Raw genomic sequence first — 19088 nt, 5'->3', positions numbered from 1 at the left:
CCTACATTCTATTCGGCCGTAACAGATGCTGCAGCGTTAACTGCAGCATCTAATTGGCTTAATTTTCTTCCAACTCGATGTTGATACCCAGTGAGCGGATTTCTTTTAACAATACGTTAAACGATTCTGGCATACCTGGTTCCATTTTATGGTTACCATCAACGATGTTTTTATACATCTTAGTACGACCGTTCACGTCATCCGATTTCACTGTTAGCATTTCTTGTAGAGTGTAAGCAGCACCGTAAGCTTCAAGTGCCCATACTTCCATCTCACCAAAACGCTGGCCACCGAACTGTGCTTTACCACCCAGCGGCTGCTGAGTAACAAGGCTATAAGAACCAGTAGAACGCGCATGCATTTTGTCATCAACTAAGTGATTCAGTTTCAGCATGTACATGTAACCAACGGTTACTTGACGTTCGAACTGATCGCCAGTACGGCCATCATAAAGTGTAACCTGACCACTTCTTGGGTAGCCCGCAAGCTCTAGCATGTCTTTGATTTCGTTTTCTTTCGCGCCATCAAATGCTGGAGTAGCTATTGGTAAACCACCTTTTAAGTTTTCAGCCAAACGACGAATTTCGTCATCTGTAAAGCTATCAATGTCTACTACTTGACGAGATTCGCCAATTTCGTAGGCTTGCTTGATGAAGGCGCGTAACTCATGCAGCTCACGTTGCTCTTTCATCATTTCTTCAATGCGTTCACCAATACCACGTGCAGCTAGACCCATATGTGTTTCAAGGATCTGACCGATGTTCATACGTGATGGTACACCCAGTGGGTTAAGTACGATATCTACCGTACGACCTTTATCATCGTATGGCATATCTTCTACTGGTACGATAGTCGAGATAACACCTTTGTTACCATGACGACCCGCCATTTTATCACCCGGTTGGATACAACGTTTAACAGCTAGGTATACTTTAACAATCTTAAGTACGCCAGGTGCTAGGTCATCGCCTTGAGTGATTTTACGACGTTTGTTTTCAAACTTCTTATCGTATTCAGCTTTAAGCTCGTCATACTGGGCTGCTAATTGCTCAAGCTCAGCTTGCTTGTCTTCTTCAGCAAGGCTTTGCGTAAGTAGCTTCTCAGCATTTAATAACGCTAATTTGTCTTCATCAAAGCCAGCTGCGATAAGTAACTTACGCGCACGGTCTAATACACCAGCTTCTAGAATACGGAACTCTTCGTTGAAGTCTTTCTTCGCATCGCGAAGCTGCATTTCTTCAACTTCTAACGCACGCTTATCTTTTTCAACACCATCACGGGTGAAAACTTGCACGTCAATTACAGTACCAGTTACAGAATTTGGTACACGTAAAGAGCTGTCTTTAACGTCAGACGCTTTTTCGCCGAAGATAGCTCGTAGTAGCTTCTCTTCAGGAGTTAATTGCGTTTCGCCTTTCGGAGTCACTTTACCTACTAGAATATCGCCGCTTTTAACTTCAGCACCAATATAAACAACGCCTGATTCATCAAGCTTGCCTAGTGCAGATTCGCCCACATTCGGGATATCTGCAGTGATCTCTTCAGAACCTAATTTAGTATCACGGGCAATACACTGTAGTTCTTGAATGTGGATAGTCGTTAGACGATCTTCTTCAACTACGCGCTCTGATAGTAAGATTGAATCCTCGAAGTTATAACCATTCCATGGCATAAATGCCACGCGCAAGTTTTGACCAAGAGCTAAGTCGCCCAAGTCAGTCGAAGGACCATCTGCTAACACATCGCCACGAGTAACCGGTTCGCCAACCATACAAGTTGGTTTTTGGTTAATACATGTATTTTGGTTAGAACGTGTGTATTTGGTTAAGTTGTAAATGTCGATGCCCGCTTCGCCTGGAACGCGTTCTTCTTCATGTACATTAACAACGATGCGACTTGCGTCACAATACATTACTTCACCACCACGTTTTGCAACGATAGTAACACCAGAGTCTTTCGCTAGTGTTAACTCAATACCAGTACCTACTAACGGCTTATCCGCTTTCAATGTTGGTACTGCTTGACGTTGCATGTTTGAACCCATCAATGCACGGTTAGCATCATCGTGTTCTAGGAACGGGATAAGTGCTGCCGCTACAGAGATCACCTGTTGTGGTGATACATCCATATATTGCTGGTCCATACGTCCCATAAAGGTAGATTCACCTTTGTGACGACATGGAATAAGTTCATCTACAAACTCATTGGTTTCGGTTAAGTTTGAGTTCGCCTGTGCGATAACAAACTGACCTTCTTCAATGGCTGATAGGTAATCAACTTCATCAGTTACAACACCGTCTACCACTTTGCGGTAAGGTGTTTCTAAGAAACCATAATCATTAGTACGTGCGTACGTAGATAATGAGTTAATTAGACCGATGTTTGGACCCTCAGGAGTCTCGATTGGACATACGCGACCATAGTGAGTTACGTGAACGTCACGTACTTCAAAGCCTGCGCGCTCACGAGTTAGACCGCCCGGTCCTAATGCAGAAATACGACGCTTATGCGTTACTTCTGATAGCGGGTTATTTTGGTCCATAAACTGTGATAACTGAGACGAGCCGAAGAACTCTTTAACCGCTGCCGAAATAGGCTTAGCGTTAATAAGATCTTGTGGCATTATCGCATCTAGGTCACCTAAGCTTAAACGCTCACGTACAGCACGTTCTACACGTACTAAACCTACACGGAATTGGTTCTCAGCCATTTCGCCAACACTACGTATACGACGGTTGCCTAAGTGGTCAATATCATCTACATCGCCAACACCGTTACGAATAGCAATCAATACTTTCATAACCGACACGATGTCTTCTTTGCTTAATGTGCCTGGGCCTGTATCAGTATCGTAACCAACACGGCTATTGAACTTCATACGACCTACAGTTGATAGGTCATAGCGCTCTTCTGAGAAGAACAAGTTCTGGAATAAGGCTTCAGCCGCGTCTTTCGTCGGTGGCTCGCCTGGGCGCATCATGCGATAAATTTCTACTAATGCTTCTAAACGGCTGCTTGAAGAGTCAATGTTCAAGGTATTTGACATGTAAGCACCGCTGTCCACTTCATTGATATATAACGTATCAATTTTAGTGTGACCGGCTTTAACCAATTCAGCCATTAATTCAAGCGTTAGCTCGTCATTTGCATTAGCTACAACTTCACCTGTTGACTCATCAACATAGTTTTTCGCTAATACGCGACCAATGATGTACTCATGTGGTACTTCTAATTGCTTAATGCCTTTTTTCTCGATGTTCTTGATATGGCGAGCCGTAACACGACGACCACTTTCAACAAACACTTCACCGTCTTCGCTCTTAATATCAAAAGCGGCGGTTTCACCACGTAAACGTGAAGGTACCAGTTCCATAAGAACTTTACCGTCAGTTACTTCAAACGTAGTGTTGTCGAAGAAAATACCAAGAATGTCTTCACTCGAGTACTCAAGTGCACGTAAGATAATAGACGCCGGTAATTTACGACGACGGTCAATACGTACATATAAGTTATCTTTTGCATCAAATTCAAAGTCTAACCATGAACCACGATATGGGATAACACGTGCGTTATATAACACTTTACCCGATGAGTGAGTTTTACCGCGGTCGTTATCAAAGAATACACCAGGGCTACGGTGTAGCTGAGAAACGATAACACGCTCTGTACCATTGATTACAAAGGTACCGGTATCGGTCATGAGCGGAATTTCGCCCATGTAAACTTCTTGCTCTTTAATGTCTTTAACTGTGCCTGGAGCTTCTTTGTCCATAACTACAAGACGCAATTTCACGCGAAGTGGAGCAGAATAAGTCACACCGCGAATTTGACATTCTTTTACATCGAAAACTGGCTCGCCAATACGATAACTTACGTATTGCAGCTCAGAATTTCCTGAGTAGCTTTTAATTGGGAACACAGAACGGAAGGCTGCTTCCAAACCATGATCGCCATCAGCGTCAGGCACTAAGAATTTTTTAAACGATTCTAACTGTGTAGATAGTAAGAAAGGTATATCCAAAACTTGTGGACGTTTACCAAAATCCTTACGGATACGTTTCTTTTCAGAATAAGAGTAAGCCATGGGGTTCCTCAGCTTGCTGATCTTTGACCCGACCTGTTCTTGTAAGAACAGACTTAACTGGCATCTATGCCAAGATTTACAACATTTGATTGTTGTTCTAATTTAGTCCCACTTTAACACTAGCAAACTATAAAGCGTTGAAAGTAAAGAAAAAACCAGATTTTATTTGAACTAAAAGAGTGCATCACTCTATAGCGCAAAAAGGCCGGTGATTAAATAATCACCAGCCCTTGCCTGATTTCTCAGGCAGCGAACTTAGCAAAAGCTAAATTACTTAACCTCAACTTCAGCACCAGCTTCAGTAAGGTCTTTAGCAAGAGCTTCAGCTTCTTCCTTAGAGATACCTTCTTTAACAGGTGTTGGTGCAGCTTCAACAAGAGCTTTCGCTTCTTTAAGGCCTAGGCCAGTTGCGCTACGAACTGCTTTGATTGCAGAAACCTTGTTAGCGCCAGCGCCAGTAAGGATTACATCAAATTCAGTCTTTTCTTCAACTGCTTCAGCAGCTGGACCAGCTACCATACCAGCAGCAGCAGTTACGCCGAATTTTTCTTCCATTGCTTCGATAAGAGCAACAACGTCCATTACTGACATTTCAGCAATTGCGTCAAGGATTTGGTCTTTAGATACAGACATTTCAAATTTCCTAATAATTAACGGACTTTAAGTCCAAATAAATTTTACACCGAAAGAGATTAAACAGCTTAAAATTAAGCAGCTTGCTCTTCTTTCTGTACACGTACTGCTTCAATTGTTTTACACAATTTACCAGCAGACGCTTCTTTCATAGCGCTCATTAAGCGTGCAACAGCTTCGTCGTATGTAGGTAATGTAGCAAGCATTGCTGCATCAACAACATTTCCTTCAAAAGCGGCCGTTTTAAGCTCAAATTTCTCGTTCTTTTTTGCAAAAGCAGAAAAGATACGCGCAGCAGCACCTGGGTGCTCTGATGAGAAAGCGATTAAGCTTGGACCAACAAATGAATCAGAAAGGCACTCAAACTGTGTTCCTTCAAGAGCACGTTTTGCTAAAGTGTTACGGACAACTTTCATCCAAACACCATTTGCACGAGCTTCTTTACGAAGGGCAGTGATTGCGCCAACTGTTACACCACGAGAATCTGCAACAACTGCAGATAGAGCACCATTGGCTGCTTCGTTGACTTCAGCAACTATTGCTTGTTTGCCTTGAAGATTTAAAGCCATGGGTGTTACTCCTGGTTTAATGGGGTTACCGACACTCGGTGTCCCCTGTTCTACTCTTCCCTATCAAACAAGATAGAGATGCTTTTTACGGCGAGAGCCAGAAGGATTAGGAAAAATCTATCTGGGGTCTACACCGTCTACGTAGGTGAGTATTAAGGCCGAAGCCACCTACGGTCTTGGACGGAAGTCCAATTTATCGCTTTACCCTAAGGTGCAACGAAATTATGGACTTCAACCCGAATTCTTTACTTTGCTGAAAAACGAATTAATCAACAAAATGGCGCGAAATTATAGTACAAATTTCACGCCATGTAAACACCGATTAAGCTACAGTAGTGCTTAACGTGTTTTGGTCAACAGCAACGCCTGCGCCCATTGTTGTAGAGATGCTTACTTTCTTCACGTAAACACCTTTAGCTTGAGAAGGTTTAGCCTTCTTAAGCGCAACAATTAGTGACTCAAGGTTTTGTTGTAATTGCTCAGCAGTGAAATCAACCTTACCAATAGTAGTATGGATGATACCATTTTTGTCATTACGGTAACGTACTTGACCCGCTTTTGCATTTTTAACTGCTTCAGCAACGTTAGGTGTTACTGTACCAGTCTTAGGGTTTGGCATTAGACCACGTGGGCCTAAGATTTGACCTAGTTGACCAACAACACGCATAGCGTCTGGTGATGCAACAACAACGTCAAAGTTCATCTCGCCTTTTTTAACTAGCTCAGCAAGATCTTCCATACCTACTAATTCAGCACCGGCTTCTTTCGCAGCTTCTGCGTTAGCGCCTTGTGTGAATACTGCAACGCGAACGTCACGACCAGTACCGTTAGGTAGTACAGTTGCACCACGAACGTTTTGATCAGATTTACGAGCATCGATACCAAGGTTAACAGCAACGTCAACACTTTCTACGAATTTAGCTGTCGCTAACTCTTTTAAAAGCGCGATCGCTTCGTTGATTTCGTAATCTTTAGTTACTTCCACTTTTTCGCGGATAGTACGCATACGTTTAGTTAATTTAGCCATATTCTTAGTCCTCTACGCTCAAGCCCATCGCACGAGCAGATCCTGCGATAGTGCGAACCGCAGCTTCTAAATCAGAAGCTGTAAGGTCAGCTCGTTTAGTCTCAACAATCTCTTCAAGTTGAGCACGAGTTACTGTGCCTACTTTTTCAGTGTTAGGACGGCCTGAGCCTGATTTAACGCCAGCTGCTTTAAGTAGCAAGTATGCTGCAGGTGGAGTTTTCATGTCGAACGTAAAAGAACGGTCACCGTAAACAGAGATCACTACAGGAACTGGAGCGCCTTTTTCGATAGACTCTGTACGTGCGTTAAACGCTTTACAGAATTCCATGATGTTTACACCGTGTTGACCTAGTGCAGGACCTACTGGTGGACTAGGATTAGCCATACCAGCGGCAACTTGTAGCTTGATTAGAGCTTCAACTTTTTTAGCCATTATAAATACCTCATTAAGTGGGTCTCAGCCTTGTGCGCGCGAGGACGCGTACTCTAACGGCTCCCCAATTTAAAAAATTGTTTCGTACTTTTTGTAGCGTAAATTAATTTACCCAAATACAAAAAGGCCGCTGATTATAAGTTAATCAGCGGCCTTTTTCAAGCTTCGTGCCAAATTTTATAGAAAAATCAGCATCACTTTTTTAATCAATTACTTATCTTGTTCAACTTGACCAAATTCAAGTTCAACCGGTGTAGAACGACCAAAAATAAGTACCGACACTTTAACGCGGCTCTTTTCGTAGTCAACTTCTTCAACAACACCGCTAAAGTCAGCAAATGGACCGTCAGTAACACGAACAACTTCACCTGGTTCAAATAAGGTAGCAGGTTTAGGTGCTTCAGCATTTTCTTGTAGGCGATTAAGAATGCGCTCAGCTTCTTTAGGGCTGATAGGAGCAGGACGATCAGACGTACCGCCAATAAAGCCCATAACGCGTTCTGTGCTGTTCACTAAGTGCCAGCTTGCGTCATTCATATCCATTTGTACTAATACATAACCTGGGAAGAATTTACGCTCAGATTTACGCTTTTGGCCAGCGCGCATCTCAACAACTTCTTCAGTTGGTACTAGTATCTCACCAAAGCTCGATTCTAGACCTTCGATTTTAATATGTTCAATTAACGTTTGAGCTACACGCTTTTCGTAACCAGAAAAGGCCTGTACTACATACCAACGTAACTTAATTTCTTTGTTCTCGTTCTCATCCGACATGGGATCAGATCTCCAATCCAGTTAAAAAGCCTACAGCGCGGAATAAAATGCCATCTAATCCCCAAAGGATAAGTGCCATTATCACTGTTGCAACCATTACAATTAATGTCGTGTGGGTAGTTTCTTGACGCGTTGGCCAAATTACTTTGCGCACTTCAATTCTTGCTTCTTTAGCAAAAGTAAGGAAAGTACGTCCTTTAGCTGTTTGCGAGGCAATTGCTAAACCAGCTGCTATTGCAACTACAACGCCAATCGCACGTAGTAATACAGACTGATCTGCAAACATGTGATTACCAACAACTGCGCCTGCAAGTAGCACTATTGCTACTAACCACTTTACTGACTCCATCGCACTTGATGGCGTTTCTACATTCGTGCTCATAATATTATTACCTTAACTACAGACACAACAACCCTACGCTATGGTAGGGTTAATCCATTAAAATCCAAACTTAAAAACAGACTTATTTAAACCGATTTTTAACCCCAGACTTACCCGCATCGCGAGTAATATTGGCAGGGGCGGAGAGATTCGAACTCCCAACCGTCGGTTTTGGAGACCGCTGTTCTACCAATTGGAACTACGCCCCTGCAAAGTGGATGCCTATTATACTTACGCAGTTCATTAACACAAGAGTAAAGATTGTCATCTGATAAAATCTTCACCGTTAATTTACACACCGCATTATTTAACCACTTAACCCGCTAAATTAATATTTATTTATGCAATAAAAAGTCATTCCTGCAATGAGTTACCGTAAAAAAATCAAAATAAACGTACCAACTCGCCACGATAAAAATCGCATAACAACCAAATTTGCTCAAATGCATGCGTTTGCGGCACACTAATCATTTTAAGCTGAGCATCAAAGTCGGCTTTATGCCAAATAGTGCTGGCATTGCGAATTAATAACCAAGTTCGCGCTGAATGATAAGATTTAGTGGCTTTTTGCTCCAGTAATCTCTCTAACGCTAGGCGTAACCTTTGCTCACTTGGGGCTTGCGCCATATCGGCCAATGCCCGTTGCATTGGAATTGACAGTGGCCGGCCAAGCACTGCCATTGCTTCGGTTTCACTGGCATATAAATGCGCAACTTCAATATCAAGTTGCTGATCGCCTTTGTAGCAGCTAACGTCGGGCTTATTGGGCTCATTATGCCAAATATGGCGCATATGAATGCCATATTGCTGCTCATAACAACGTAAAAACAACCTCGCTGCCTCGTGCTCTAACTGTTGTTTTTCTTGTTCGCTATCACGCTTCATTTAATACCGCGTACACATTAGTTAATAAACTTGATGCGCCAAATCTAAAGGTATTTGCTTGTAAGTAGTCATTACCCATAATAGTGCTTGCAAGGGTTAAGTAATCGCTCGCATCTGCAACTGTTTTAACTCCTCCCGCCGCTTTAAAGCCAACTAGCTTGCCCGATTCTTTAATGGTATTGAGTATAGTTTTTGTCGCATCAAGCGTGGCATTAACGGCGACCTTACCGGTACTGGTTTTTACAAAGTCGGCACCGCCTTTAATAGCTAATAATGTGGCTGATGCGATTAAATCGGGTGTTTGTAACTCGCCGCTTTCTATAATCACTTTAAGTAGAGCGCGCGACCCACAGACTTTTTTGCTCTCGGTAACATACTCAAGCACACGGCTTTTATCACCCGCTATTAGCGCTTTATATGGAATAACTAAATCAATTTCATCTGCACCGCGCTCTATGGCAATTAGTGTTTCGTTTATTACGGTATTTAAAGGTGCGTCACCCGTTGGAAAGTTAGTTACTGTGGCTACTTTTATATGGCTTAGCTCTCTGGTAGCTAAGGCTATTTTTGCTTCTGCTACAAAATCACTGTAAACACATACTGCAGCGGGCGTGCCTAATTTAGGGTTAATGCTGTTCACTAACGTATTAATAGCGGCACTATCATCGTTGCTATTTAAGCTGGTTAAATCCATTAAGGCGACAGCCAAAGCAGCCTCTTTTTGTTGTTTAATCATAGTAACCTCATCATATTTATACCGTGATTTAATACCTGTAATTATAGTAACCTAAACTTGCTATAGCTCATAACCAAACACTCTAAGCCCTTAGTTTTACATGCAACCGACCGCAAAGCCTTACTAATTAAGATTTCGGCCTTAAAAACCCACTCGTTATAACTTTTAGTTATAACGAGTGGGTTTTAATTATTTTTTACTTAGTATGTGGCGCTATATTGTGGCTATCAGGCTAAACGAGCCATTTATTTTAGGGGTGTGATTAACGTGCAGTATTTACCTATCTTTACCAAACTCGACAACAAACCTGTATTGGTTGTTGGCGGTGGAGATGTTGCGTTGCGCAAATGCAGCGCGCTTTTAAAAGCGCGTGCCAGTATTACTTTAGTCGCTCCCAAATTTTGCCAACAGCTCATTGAACTTGCTAGCGAAAATAAAGTAACGCTTATACATGAGTACTTTAACGAGCAACATTTAAAAAATATGATGCTGGTAATTGCTGCTACTGATTTGGAACATGTAAATAGCCAAGTGTTTGAACTGGCTAATGCTCATAACATTTTTGTTAATGTAGTTGACGATCAGCCTAAGTGCACCTTTATATTTCCATCGATTGTCGATCGCAACCCAATCACAATTGCTATATCCAGCGCAGGCACTGCCCCGGTATTAGCGCGCCGTTTACGCGAAAAACTAGAAACCCTAATACCGCAACATATTGGCCCGCTGGCAACGCTTGTGGGTGGCTTTAGAAGCAAAGTAAAACAACGCTTTAAGCACTTTGCCGATCGTCGCCAGTTTTGGGAAGGCGTATTCGACTCATCTGTTGTTAGTAAAGTACAAACCGGCGACACCCAAGCCGCAGAGCAACAGTTAGAACACATGCTAAATGCTAAAGCCGAGCCCGAAGGCGAGGTTTATGTAGTAGGTGCAGGCCCTGGCGATCCTGAATTGCTGACACTTAAGGCACTGCAACTTATGCAACAAGCCGATGTAGTGGTTTATGACTATTTAGTGTCTGACGAGATCATGGAGTTAGTGCGCCGCGATGCCGACCTTATTTGTGTAGGCAAGCGTTTAGGCGATCACAGCGTAGCGCAGCAAGACACTAACCAAATGCTGGTCGATTTAGCCAAGCAAGGTAAAAAAGTATGCCGCATTAAAGGTGGCGATCCGTTTATTTATGGTCGTGGTGGCGAAGAAGTACAAGTACTTGCGGCTAACAAGGTAAATTATCAAATTGTACCTGGTATAACTGCCGCTGCAGGATGCAGTGCCTATGCGGGTATTCCGCTTACCCATCGTGACCACGCACAAGCGATTCAGTTTGTAACCGGGCATTGTAAAAAAGACGGCCAAGAACTCGATTGGCAATCGCTGGCTAAACCAAATCAAACCTTAGCTATTTATATGGGCGTGATAAAGTCGCCACATATACAAGCTGAGCTTTTAAAGCATGGCCGCAACGCCAACACACCCGTTGCCATTATTGAAAACGGCACCCGTAAAAATCAACGCGTAATTACTGGAAAGCTGGGCGAGCTTGCCGATTTAATTACGCGTAACAGTGTGGTTTCTCCTGCGCTGCTTATTATTGGCGAAGTAGCATCCTTGCACCAAGAGTTACATTGGTTTGGTGCCAAAGCGCAGACTAGCAGTTTTGCGCAACCACTTACCGATGTGGCATAAGCTTTATACATTTATTAGATTTTAACTTTTAATTATTTTAGTAGGACGACTAACAATGGCTTTAACTCACCTTCAGCAGCTTGAAGCTGAAAGTATCAAAATCATGCGCGAAGTCGCCGCTGAGTTTGAGAACCCAGTAATGCTTTACTCAATTGGTAAAGATTCGTCGGTACTTTTGCACTTAGCGCGTAAAGCATTTTACCCTGCAAAAATTCCGTTTCCGTTATTACACGTAGACACTAATTGGAAGTTTAGCGAAATGATTGAATTTCGTGACCGTATTGCCAAAGAATACGGCTTTGAGCTACTAGTGCATAAAAACCCAGAAGGCATGGAAATTGGTATAAGCCCATTCGAGCATGGCTCTGGTAAACATACCGATATAATGAAAACTCAAGGTTTAAAGCAAGCACTCGACAAATATGGCTTTGATGCTGCCTTTGGTGGCGCACGCCGCGACGAAGAAAAGTCACGCGCTAAAGAACGTGTTTATTCATTTCGCGATAAGCACCACCGCTGGGATCCTAAAAACCAACGCCCAGAGCTTTGGAATACGTACAACAGCCAAGTAAATCCAGGTGAAAGTATTCGTGTATTCCCACTGTCTAACTGGACCGAGTTGGATATTTGGCAATATATTTATCAAGAAAACATCGACATGGTGCCTTTGTATCTAGCAAAAGAGCGCCCAGTGGTTGATCGCGACGGCACCTTAATTATGGTTGACGATGAGCGTATGCCACTTTTGGAGGGTGAAGTGCCAATGATGAAGTCGGTACGTTTTCGTACTTTAGGCTGCTACCCACTTACCGGTGCAGTGGAATCAACGGCCAGCTCATTAACCGAAATTATTGAAGAAATGCTGCTATCTACGTCATCTGAACGTGAAGGTCGAGTTATTGACCATGACTCGGCAGGCTCAATGGAAAAGAAAAAACGTGAAGGGTATTTCTAATGGCTAATCAAAATAACGACACATTTAACGAAGTAAAAGCAATCGGTATAGACGCTTACCTAGCACGTCAGCAAGACAAAAGCTTATTACGCATGCTTACCTGTGGCAGCGTAGATGACGGTAAATCAACACTCATTGGCCGCCTACTGCACGACAGCCACCAAATTTATGAAGATCAGCTAGCAGCGCTGCATAAAGATAACGAAAAAGTAGGTAACGCAGGTGATGACCTTGATTTAGCATTGCTTGTAGATGGCCTACAAGCTGAGCGCGAGCAAGGCATAACCATTGACGTAGCGTATCGTTACTTTTCAACCGCTAAGCGCAAGTTTATCATTGCCGACACCCCAGGGCACGAGCAATACACGCGTAACATGGTAACGGGTGCATCAACCAGCGATGTGGCCATTATTTTGGTGGATGCGCGTTACGGCGTGCAAGTACAAACTAAGCGCCACAGCTTTATTTGTGACTCGCTTGGTATTAAGCAATTTGTTGTGGCTATTAATAAAATGGATATCGTTGATTTTGACGAAACTGTTTATGAAAAAATTAAAGCCGACTACTTAAAGTTTGCCGAGCAACTTAATGTAAGTAACATTAAATTTGTACCTATGTCGGCGCTTAAAGGCGATAACGTAGTTACTCGCTCTGTACATACGCCTTATTACACCGACAAGCCATTGCTAGAGTTATTAGAAGACTCGCCAGCAGCGCAAATCGACACTGACTTTGAAGCACGTTTACCGGTGCAGTATGTGGCGCGTCCTAACTTAAACTTTCGCGGTTTTCAGGGCACACTAGCCTCAGGCAAGTTACAAGTGGGCGATGCAATAAAAGTACTACCATCGGGCAAAACTTCTAGCATTAAAGAAATTGTTACCTTTGATGGCAACCTAGACAGTGCACAAGCTGGCCAAGCAATTACCGTTACGCTAAATAGCGAAATTGATATTAGCCGAGGCGATGTCATTGTACCTGCAAGTTCTACGGCAATAGTTACCAACCAGCTACAAGCTAAATTAGTATGGATGCACGAAACGCCGCTGCAACTAGGTAAAAGCTATAACTTTAAACTTGGTAGCAAAAACACCTCTGCTCAAGTTACTAAGATTGATCACACTATCGATGTAAATACCTTAGAGCATGGTAGCAGCGACACTCTACAGTTAAACGAAATCGCTATTGTAACGCTAGAACTTAGCGAAACTATTTTGGCTGATGAGTATCACAGTAATCACGAAACCGGCTCGTTTATACTTATCGATCGCTTATCTAACTTAACTATTGCAGCCGGTATGATAGAGCAAGTACTGCAAAGCCAAGCGCAGCAAAGTAACTTTAGTGCTTTTGAAGTTGAATTTAACACTTTAGTACGCAAGCACTTTCCGCATTGGCAAGCGCTTGATATATCAAAGTTATAATACTTTTTAGCCTGTTATAGGATATAAAGCATGATAGATCAGCTCATTTTAACAGGCATTATGCTTACCTTAGTCGGGTGCCTTTTTGGCACTCGGCTTAATCCTGCATGGCTATTTGTGGGAGCCATTGGTAGCAGCTACTTAGCAGGGCTAATAGATTTAGAAAGCATGTTAGTTAATTATACTAACCCGTCGCTAATTACTTTGGTGCTATTAATATTAGTGTCAATTGCGATTGAAAAAACCACCCTTATTCAAAAATTAGCGCAATCGCTATCGAGTGGTAGTTTAGTTAAATCAGTGACTAAATTGGGACTTTCGACCGCGTTTTTATCGTCGTTTACCAATAACACCGCCGTGGTTGCTTCCTTAATTACCGCGATAAAAGACAACCCCAATCACTCACCATCAAAGTTACTATTACCACTATCGTACACTGCTATTTTAGGCGGCACTATTACCCTTATTGGCACATCTACCAACTTAATCGTAAATGGTTTTGCCGTAGATGCGGGTATGGCACCACTGGGATTTTTTGACTTTACCTTAGTAGGTTTGGGCGCATTAAGCGTGGGCTTAATCACCATTTTAGTCATGTTAAAATACTTACCCGACAACGGTAAAAGCGACCAAGAAGTCGTACCTTTTTATCTTGAAGGTAAAGTACAAGCCGGTTCAAAGCTAATTGGTCGCACCGTAGAAGAAAATGGCCTGCGTGAACTTAAAGACTTATTTTTAGGCGAAATAATTCGCGATAACCAACGTATTTGTGCGGTCACGCCACAGCAAATAATTAAACAAAACGACATATTACTTTTTGTGGGCGATATAAAATCAGTCCCCCTACTTACGCGTTTCGATGGTTTAAAAGTAGTGCACGACAATCATCAAAAAGACATAGAACACTTAGTAGAGGTTGTCGTAAGTCAGTCTTCAAAATTTATTGGTAAAACCGTAAAAGAAGCCCGCTTTAGAGAGCAGTTTCATGCGGCCGTTATTGCTATTCGCCGCGGCCACGATCGCCTGCAAGGTGGTTTAGGGCAAGTGCACTTACAAGCAGGCGACTCACTAATACTCGCCCCGGGTAAAAACTTTTACAGCTTGCCTAATTTAAAGCGCGAATTTGTGTATATATCGGGGTTTGATTTACAAACTCACCTAGCGCCTAAACAGTCAAACATTGTGCTGCTAAGCTTTGCCGCTGTACTGGGCTTAAGTATTATTGGCTTAGTGCCGCTAGTTAAAGGCTTATTAGTATTACTGATTGGCTTTATGCTTTGCGGTACTATTAAGCTTAGCGAAGTAAAACGTCGCTTTCCTATTGAGTTACTCGCCGTAGTAGGCAGCGCCATAGGCTTAGCAAAACTAATGATAGGCACCGGACTTGCTGGGCAAATATCGGCGGCTATGTTTGTAGTACTTGGCGACTTTGGCCCATACAGCGCCTTTATCGCAATATTTTTAATGACAGTATTATTTACCGAGCTGATAACCAATAACGCCGCTGCAGCATTGTCGTTTCCGGTTGCCTATTCACTTGCCGTTGGCTTTAACGTAGACCCACTGCCATTTATTATGGCGGTTGCGTTTGGCGCATCAGCAAGTTTTATATCGCCGTTTGGGTATCAAACTAACCTTATGGTTTACAGCGCGGGTAACTATCGTTTAAAAGATTATGTAGTGATGGGCTTGCCCCTTTCTATTATTTATTCAATAACAGTATTAACCTTGATCCCGCTAGTATTTCCGTTTTAATACCGGCACGCACAGCATAAAGAGATAACTCACTATGGATGAAAATATTGTTTGGCATAACTACGCAACCACTAAAGCACAACGTAGTGAGCAAAAAAAGCATCAGAGCGCTATTATATGGTTTACCGGATTTTCGGGCTCCGGTAAAAGCACTGTAGCAAACGCGCTAGAAGCCGCACTTAATCAACAAGGTATTCATACTTACCTGCTCGATGGCGACAACGTACGCCACGGTTTATGTAAAGACCTAGGCTTTAGCGACGCAGACCGAGTTGAAAATATTCGCCGCGTAGGCGAAACAGCAAAGCTAATGGTTGACGCTGGCTTGTTAGTGCTTACTGCGTTTATATCGCCTTTTAGAGCAGAGCGCGACATGGTACGCAGCTTAGTAGATGACAAGGAGTTTATTGAAGTATTTATCGACACCCCACTCGATGTATGCGAAAGCCGCGATCCTAAAGGCTTATACAAAAAAGCCCGCGCTGGCGAAATTAAACACTTTACCGGCATTGATTCCAGTTACGAAATACCCATCAATCCAGAAATAATTTTAGATACCAGTAAAAACACGCTAGACCAATCGGTTGTTCAGCTGATAACGTATCTAAAACAACAGCACATAATATAGGTTAACCCCAATGAACCAAACCGAACTGCTAGAAGAAACCCTGATCCTTGCCCGCAAAGCGGGTAGCGCCATAATGGGAATTTATCAAAAGGACTTTAACGTTGAATACAAAGCCGATGAAAGCCCTGTAACCGACGCCGACTTAGCAGCTCATAAAATTATTGTCGCAGGGCTACAGCAGCTCACTCCCGACATTCCTATATTAAGTGAAGAAAACGCAGATATAAGCTGGGAAGTTCGCAAAGCATGGAAAAGTTACTGGCTAGTAGATCCTATCGATGGCACCAAAGAGTTTATTAAAAAAAATGGTGAATTCACCGTAAATATCGCACTTATCGAAAATGGCATTCCGGTTTTAGCCGTAGTAGACGCCCCAGCCCTTGGCGTATCTTACTTAGCAAGCGAAGCCATAGGCGCATTTAAAGACAAAGGCGATGAGCGCATAGAGCTAAAAGTAACTACCAAACCAAACACAGGGTTAATACGCGTAGTTGGCAGCCGCTCACACCCCTCACCCGATTTAGCCGAATTTGTAAAACGCTTTGACGAGGTAGAAATGGTTTCAAAAGGCAGCTCACTAAAGCTGTGCTTAGTGGCCGAAGGCAGTGCTGATATTTACCCCCGCTTAGGCCCAACCTGTGAATGGGATACTGGCGCCGGCCATGCAATCGCCGCAATCGCCGGCGCTAAAGTGACTAAACTTGATGGCAGCCCGCTAATTTATAACACCAAAGATGAGTATTTAAATCCGTATTTTATTGTTTCAGCTATTGAAGAATAAAGCGCCTAGAGCTGCGGGCTTTTAGCTACTAGCAGCTCTATGTCAATTTAAACACCGTAGGTTGGGTTGAGTGAAGCGAAACCCAACGAATAACCGCTGTTAACCACAATATTTTAATCTTCCAATTTCACCTCAAAAAACACTTAAATCGGTGCGCGTAAAAAGTGTGTAACGCCTAATGTGAGTCCGTTTATTGCTATATAGTTATCTTTATGGGATTGCACTTTAAAGCCACACTTTAATAGTACGGCTTTTGAGGCGGGGTTATTATCTAGTACTAAGGCTTCTAACTGGTTAACTGCATAATGCTGAGCGGCTATGCTAATTAATTCGTTAAGGCAAAAACTGGCGTAGCCTTTACCTATGCTATTTTTAGCAACTCGATAACCCACTGCGGCAGTGTTTGTTTGCCCTGTTATATCTTTTAAATTTGCGCGCGCAACAATTTGCTCTTTAACAATAAGCACACCCGAATAATGCGTACCTAATTGCATGTTTATAATGGCATCATAAATATGCATTTTAATGCCTAAATCGCGATAAAAGTAATCCTCTCTCGGCGGCAGCATTGATTCAAACCAAGCTTTATTTTCTGATTCAAATTGCAATAACATAGCTAAATGCTTAACTGACAAGGTTTCAAATATCACAAAAACTCCTATTTTTAATCACTTTACAACCTAGGTGGAAAGTAGAGTTTACAATAATTATACTCTAGATTGCAGTGTGTAAACTTTAAACTTTATGGGGAAAAGCTATTAACCCCCTTTTTAAGTGCACCTTTCCTGCTTATTATTTTTAACGTTGAGCTAAAGCCACTGCCATTCTCTGCTCACTTTTATAACGCTGTTGCAAATTCATTACAGGCGTAACTGGTACGCTACAAATAAGCGAATATTAAGCTAGTTTATCGAATGAAATCATTAAGTAAAAACTATATGCTTTGCCGTCATTATTATTCTAAAAAAACCTGGTGAGCTTATGCCCCCATCTCAAGATGCTACGCATTTTAATGCATCTACAGCAAAACAGTCTTCTTGGACTTTACACGACACACAGTGGACGTTAAGCCTATTTGGTACCGCCGTTGGTGCCGGTATTTTATTTTTACCTATTAATATTGGTATTGGCGGTTTTTGGCCGTTAATTATTATGGCGTGCTTGGCCTTTCCAATGACCTTTTTAGCGCACCGCGGTTTAGCGCGGTTTGTGCTGTCGTCAAAAAATAAAGATGCTGACTTTACCGATGTAGTAGAGGAACATTTTGGGGTGACCGCGGGTCGGCTAATCTCTTTACTGTACTTTTTATCTATTTTTCCGATTTTACTTATTTATGGTGTCGGTTTAACCAATACCGTAGACAGCTTTATGGTGAACCAGCTTGGTATGGAGTCGCCTTCGCGGGTGTTGCTTTCTGGTGTATTGGTTGCAGGTATGATTGGCTTAATGATGGGCGGCGAAAAGCTGATGCTTCGTGCTTTTGCTATTTTAGTTTATCCGCTTGTGGGCATATTGTTTTTTTTATCCTTGTATTTGATCCCTAGTTGGCAAATGCCGAATATGGCGCTGCCAGAAGTGGGCAGCTTTGGTAAAACACTGTGGTTGTCGATTCCTATTATTGTATTTTCGTTTAGCCACGCAGCGGCTATTTCGAGCTTTGTAAACGTACAACGCGGTCATTATGGTAATAAAGCGGTTGCTAAGTCTGAGGCAATATTAAAGCGCACCAGTTTACTGTTAATTACCTTTGTATTGCTGTTTGTGTTTTCGTGTGTGTTGTCCTTAACTGGCGAGCAAATGGCGGCGGCGAAAGCGGCAAATGTGTCGGTTTTATCGTACCTTGCCAATATTACTGACAATTCGTTTATTGCTACGCTTGGCCCATTGGTGGCGTTTATTGCGATTATGTCGTCATTTTTAGGGCACTTTTTGGGTGCACGCGAAAGCTTTACTGGCTTAGTAACTAAGCAGTCGAACATAAGCGCTAAAGTTGCCGATAAGGTAGGTGCTGTACTAATGTTTTTTGCTATTTGGTTTTGCGCGGTTAAAAACCCGAGCATACTCGATATGATGGATCAGTTATCTGGCCCTATTATTGCGATGATTTTATTTATTATGCCCATGATTGCTGTTTATAAAGTACCGGCATTACACAAGCATCGTAATCGTTTAAGCACCTTATTTATATTAGCGGTTGGCTCAATGGCGGTAATGGCTTTGCTTTACAGCATGCTTAAATAATACTAAATATACTGGCTATAAGCTTTTTATAGCTTTTTAACACAAAAAAATGGCGCTCATTGAGCGCCATTTTTATTGACTATATTTTGCTA

Annotated in this window: 17 protein-coding genes and 1 tRNA gene; 7 read left to right on the top strand and 11 right to left on the bottom strand. The window is 42.5% G+C overall.

Features of this window, described 5'->3' with window-relative positions; all coding sequences use genetic code 11:
• Positions 1–58 precede the first annotated feature (58 nt).
• The 10 genes from rpoB to deoC all read right to left on the bottom strand — a co-directional run bounded on the left by rpoB (position 59) and on the right by deoC (position 9523).
• Entirely contained in the window at positions 59–4084 is a 4026-nt protein-coding gene (gene rpoB, locus AAEZ22_RS08085; protein WP_086995185.1) for a DNA-directed RNA polymerase subunit beta, read from the bottom strand.
• A 270-nt stretch (positions 4085–4354) separates the two neighbouring features.
• Positions 4355–4717: a 50S ribosomal protein L7/L12 gene (gene rplL / locus AAEZ22_RS08080; protein WP_011326939.1), complete on the bottom strand. Its 363-nt coding sequence runs from the start codon at positions 4715–4717 to the stop codon at positions 4355–4357.
• A 74-nt stretch (positions 4718–4791) separates the two neighbouring features.
• Positions 4792–5286 (bottom strand): 50S ribosomal protein L10, encoded by a 495-nt coding sequence (rplJ, locus tag AAEZ22_RS08075; protein WP_011326938.1) that lies wholly within the window; start codon positions 5284–5286, stop codon positions 4792–4794.
• Positions 5287–5608: 322 nt separating this feature from the next.
• Positions 5609–6313: a 50S ribosomal protein L1 gene (gene rplA, locus AAEZ22_RS08070; protein WP_011326937.1), complete on the bottom strand. Its 705-nt coding sequence runs from the start codon at positions 6311–6313 to the stop codon at positions 5609–5611.
• A gap of 4 nt (positions 6314–6317) precedes the next feature.
• Entirely contained in the window at positions 6318–6746 is a 429-nt protein-coding gene (gene rplK, locus AAEZ22_RS08065; protein ID WP_058372361.1) for a 50S ribosomal protein L11, read from the bottom strand.
• A gap of 210 nt (positions 6747–6956) precedes the next feature.
• Complete coding sequence (gene nusG / locus AAEZ22_RS08060; protein ID WP_002958878.1) at positions 6957–7520, bottom strand: transcription termination/antitermination protein NusG; 564 nt, start codon at positions 7518–7520, stop codon at positions 6957–6959.
• Positions 7521–7524: 4 nt separating this feature from the next.
• Positions 7525–7902, bottom strand: a complete 378-nt coding sequence (secE, locus tag AAEZ22_RS08055) for a preprotein translocase subunit SecE (RefSeq protein WP_086995177.1) — start codon at positions 7900–7902, stop codon at positions 7525–7527.
• Positions 7903–8034: 132 nt separating this feature from the next.
• Positions 8035–8111: transfer RNA gene (locus tag AAEZ22_RS08050), tRNA-Trp, on the bottom strand.
• 175 nt (positions 8112–8286) lie between these two features.
• Complete coding sequence (locus AAEZ22_RS08045) at positions 8287–8787, bottom strand: hypothetical protein (RefSeq protein ID WP_089367604.1); 501 nt, start codon at positions 8785–8787, stop codon at positions 8287–8289.
• Positions 8777–9523, bottom strand: a complete 747-nt coding sequence (deoC, locus tag AAEZ22_RS08040; protein WP_011326932.1) for a deoxyribose-phosphate aldolase — start codon at positions 9521–9523, stop codon at positions 8777–8779. Before deoC ends, AAEZ22_RS08045 begins: the two co-directional genes overlap by 11 nt.
• 267 nt (positions 9524–9790) lie before the next feature.
• Between deoC and cysG the strand changes: the two genes are divergently transcribed.
• From cysG to cysQ, 6 genes are read left to right on the top strand one after another with little or no spacing between them, the layout of a single operon-like run.
• Entirely contained in the window at positions 9791–11212 is a 1422-nt protein-coding gene (cysG, locus tag AAEZ22_RS08035) for a siroheme synthase CysG (RefSeq protein WP_182677334.1), read from the top strand.
• Between the two features lie 55 nt (positions 11213–11267).
• Positions 11268–12167 (top strand): sulfate adenylyltransferase subunit CysD, encoded by a 900-nt coding sequence (cysD, locus tag AAEZ22_RS08030; protein WP_011326930.1) that lies wholly within the window; start codon positions 11268–11270, stop codon positions 12165–12167.
• Complete coding sequence (cysN, locus tag AAEZ22_RS08025) at positions 12167–13591, top strand: sulfate adenylyltransferase subunit CysN (protein ID WP_011326929.1); 1425 nt, start codon at positions 12167–12169, stop codon at positions 13589–13591. The genes cysD and cysN overlap by 1 nt, the downstream gene beginning before the upstream one ends.
• Before the next feature lie 30 nt (positions 13592–13621).
• The gene (locus AAEZ22_RS08020; protein ID WP_086995169.1) at positions 13622–15346 is read left to right on the top strand and encodes an SLC13 family permease; all 1725 of its coding nucleotides are present in this window, start codon (positions 13622–13624) and stop codon (positions 15344–15346) included.
• Positions 15347–15380: 34 nt separating this feature from the next.
• The gene (gene cysC, locus AAEZ22_RS08015; protein ID WP_011326927.1) at positions 15381–15974 is read left to right on the top strand and encodes an adenylyl-sulfate kinase; all 594 of its coding nucleotides are present in this window, start codon (positions 15381–15383) and stop codon (positions 15972–15974) included.
• 10 nt (positions 15975–15984) lie between these two features.
• Positions 15985–16755: a 3'(2'),5'-bisphosphate nucleotidase CysQ gene (gene cysQ, locus AAEZ22_RS08010; protein ID WP_086995166.1), complete on the top strand. Its 771-nt coding sequence runs from the start codon at positions 15985–15987 to the stop codon at positions 16753–16755.
• 143 nt (positions 16756–16898) lie between these two features.
• Here cysQ and AAEZ22_RS08005 read toward each other — a convergent pair whose 3' ends face one another.
• Positions 16899–17405 (bottom strand): GNAT family N-acetyltransferase, encoded by a 507-nt coding sequence (locus AAEZ22_RS08005; protein ID WP_179808025.1) that lies wholly within the window; start codon positions 17403–17405, stop codon positions 16899–16901.
• Positions 17406–17736: 331 nt separating this feature from the next.
• Here AAEZ22_RS08005 and AAEZ22_RS08000 point away from each other — a divergent pair, with 331 nt between their 5' ends.
• Complete coding sequence (locus tag AAEZ22_RS08000) at positions 17737–18996, top strand: aromatic amino acid transport family protein (protein ID WP_011326918.1); 1260 nt, start codon at positions 17737–17739, stop codon at positions 18994–18996.
• The last annotated feature ends 92 nt before the right edge of the window (positions 18997–19088 follow it).

Source organism: Pseudoalteromonas sp. 20-MNA-CIBAN-0454 (assembly GCF_040308685.1).
Lineage (GTDB): Bacteria > Pseudomonadota > Gammaproteobacteria > Enterobacterales > Alteromonadaceae > Pseudoalteromonas > Pseudoalteromonas nigrifaciens.
Note: the sequence above shows the minus strand (reverse complement) of the source record. Positions and strands in the feature narration are given on the sequence as shown.

What these genes read in the sequence shown, in the direction of transcription:
- secE (WP_086995177.1), bottom strand. Translation starts at nt 7,902, where the DNA reads ATGAGCACGAATGTAGAAACGCCATCAAGTGCGATGGAGTCAGTAAAG.
- rplA (WP_011326937.1), bottom strand. Translation starts at nt 6,313, where the DNA reads ATGGCTAAATTAACTAAACGTATGCGTACTATCCGCGAAAAAGTGGAA.
- AAEZ22_RS08020 (WP_086995169.1), top strand. Translation starts at nt 13,622, where the DNA reads ATGATAGATCAGCTCATTTTAACAGGCATTATGCTTACCTTAGTCGGG.
- rplL (WP_011326939.1), bottom strand. Translation starts at nt 4,717, where the DNA reads ATGTCTGTATCTAAAGACCAAATCCTTGACGCAATTGCTGAAATGTCA.
- cysN (WP_011326929.1), top strand. Translation starts at nt 12,167, where the DNA reads ATGGCTAATCAAAATAACGACACATTTAACGAAGTAAAAGCAATCGGT.
- AAEZ22_RS08045 (WP_089367604.1), bottom strand. Translation starts at nt 8,787, where the DNA reads ATGAAGCGTGATAGCGAACAAGAAAAACAACAGTTAGAGCACGAGGCA.
- deoC (WP_011326932.1), bottom strand. Translation starts at nt 9,523, where the DNA reads ATGATTAAACAACAAAAAGAGGCTGCTTTGGCTGTCGCCTTAATGGAT.
- rplJ (WP_011326938.1), bottom strand. Translation starts at nt 5,286, where the DNA reads ATGGCTTTAAATCTTCAAGGCAAACAAGCAATAGTTGCTGAAGTCAAC.
- rplK (WP_058372361.1), bottom strand. Translation starts at nt 6,746, where the DNA reads ATGGCTAAAAAAGTTGAAGCTCTAATCAAGCTACAAGTTGCCGCTGGT.
- AAEZ22_RS08000 (WP_011326918.1), top strand. Translation starts at nt 17,737, where the DNA reads ATGCCCCCATCTCAAGATGCTACGCATTTTAATGCATCTACAGCAAAA.
- cysC (WP_011326927.1), top strand. Translation starts at nt 15,381, where the DNA reads ATGGATGAAAATATTGTTTGGCATAACTACGCAACCACTAAAGCACAA.
- rpoB (WP_086995185.1), bottom strand. Translation starts at nt 4,084, where the DNA reads ATGGCTTACTCTTATTCTGAAAAGAAACGTATCCGTAAGGATTTTGGT.
- cysQ (WP_086995166.1), top strand. Translation starts at nt 15,985, where the DNA reads ATGAACCAAACCGAACTGCTAGAAGAAACCCTGATCCTTGCCCGCAAA.
- nusG (WP_002958878.1), bottom strand. Translation starts at nt 7,520, where the DNA reads ATGTCGGATGAGAACGAGAACAAAGAAATTAAGTTACGTTGGTATGTA.
- cysD (WP_011326930.1), top strand. Translation starts at nt 11,268, where the DNA reads ATGGCTTTAACTCACCTTCAGCAGCTTGAAGCTGAAAGTATCAAAATC.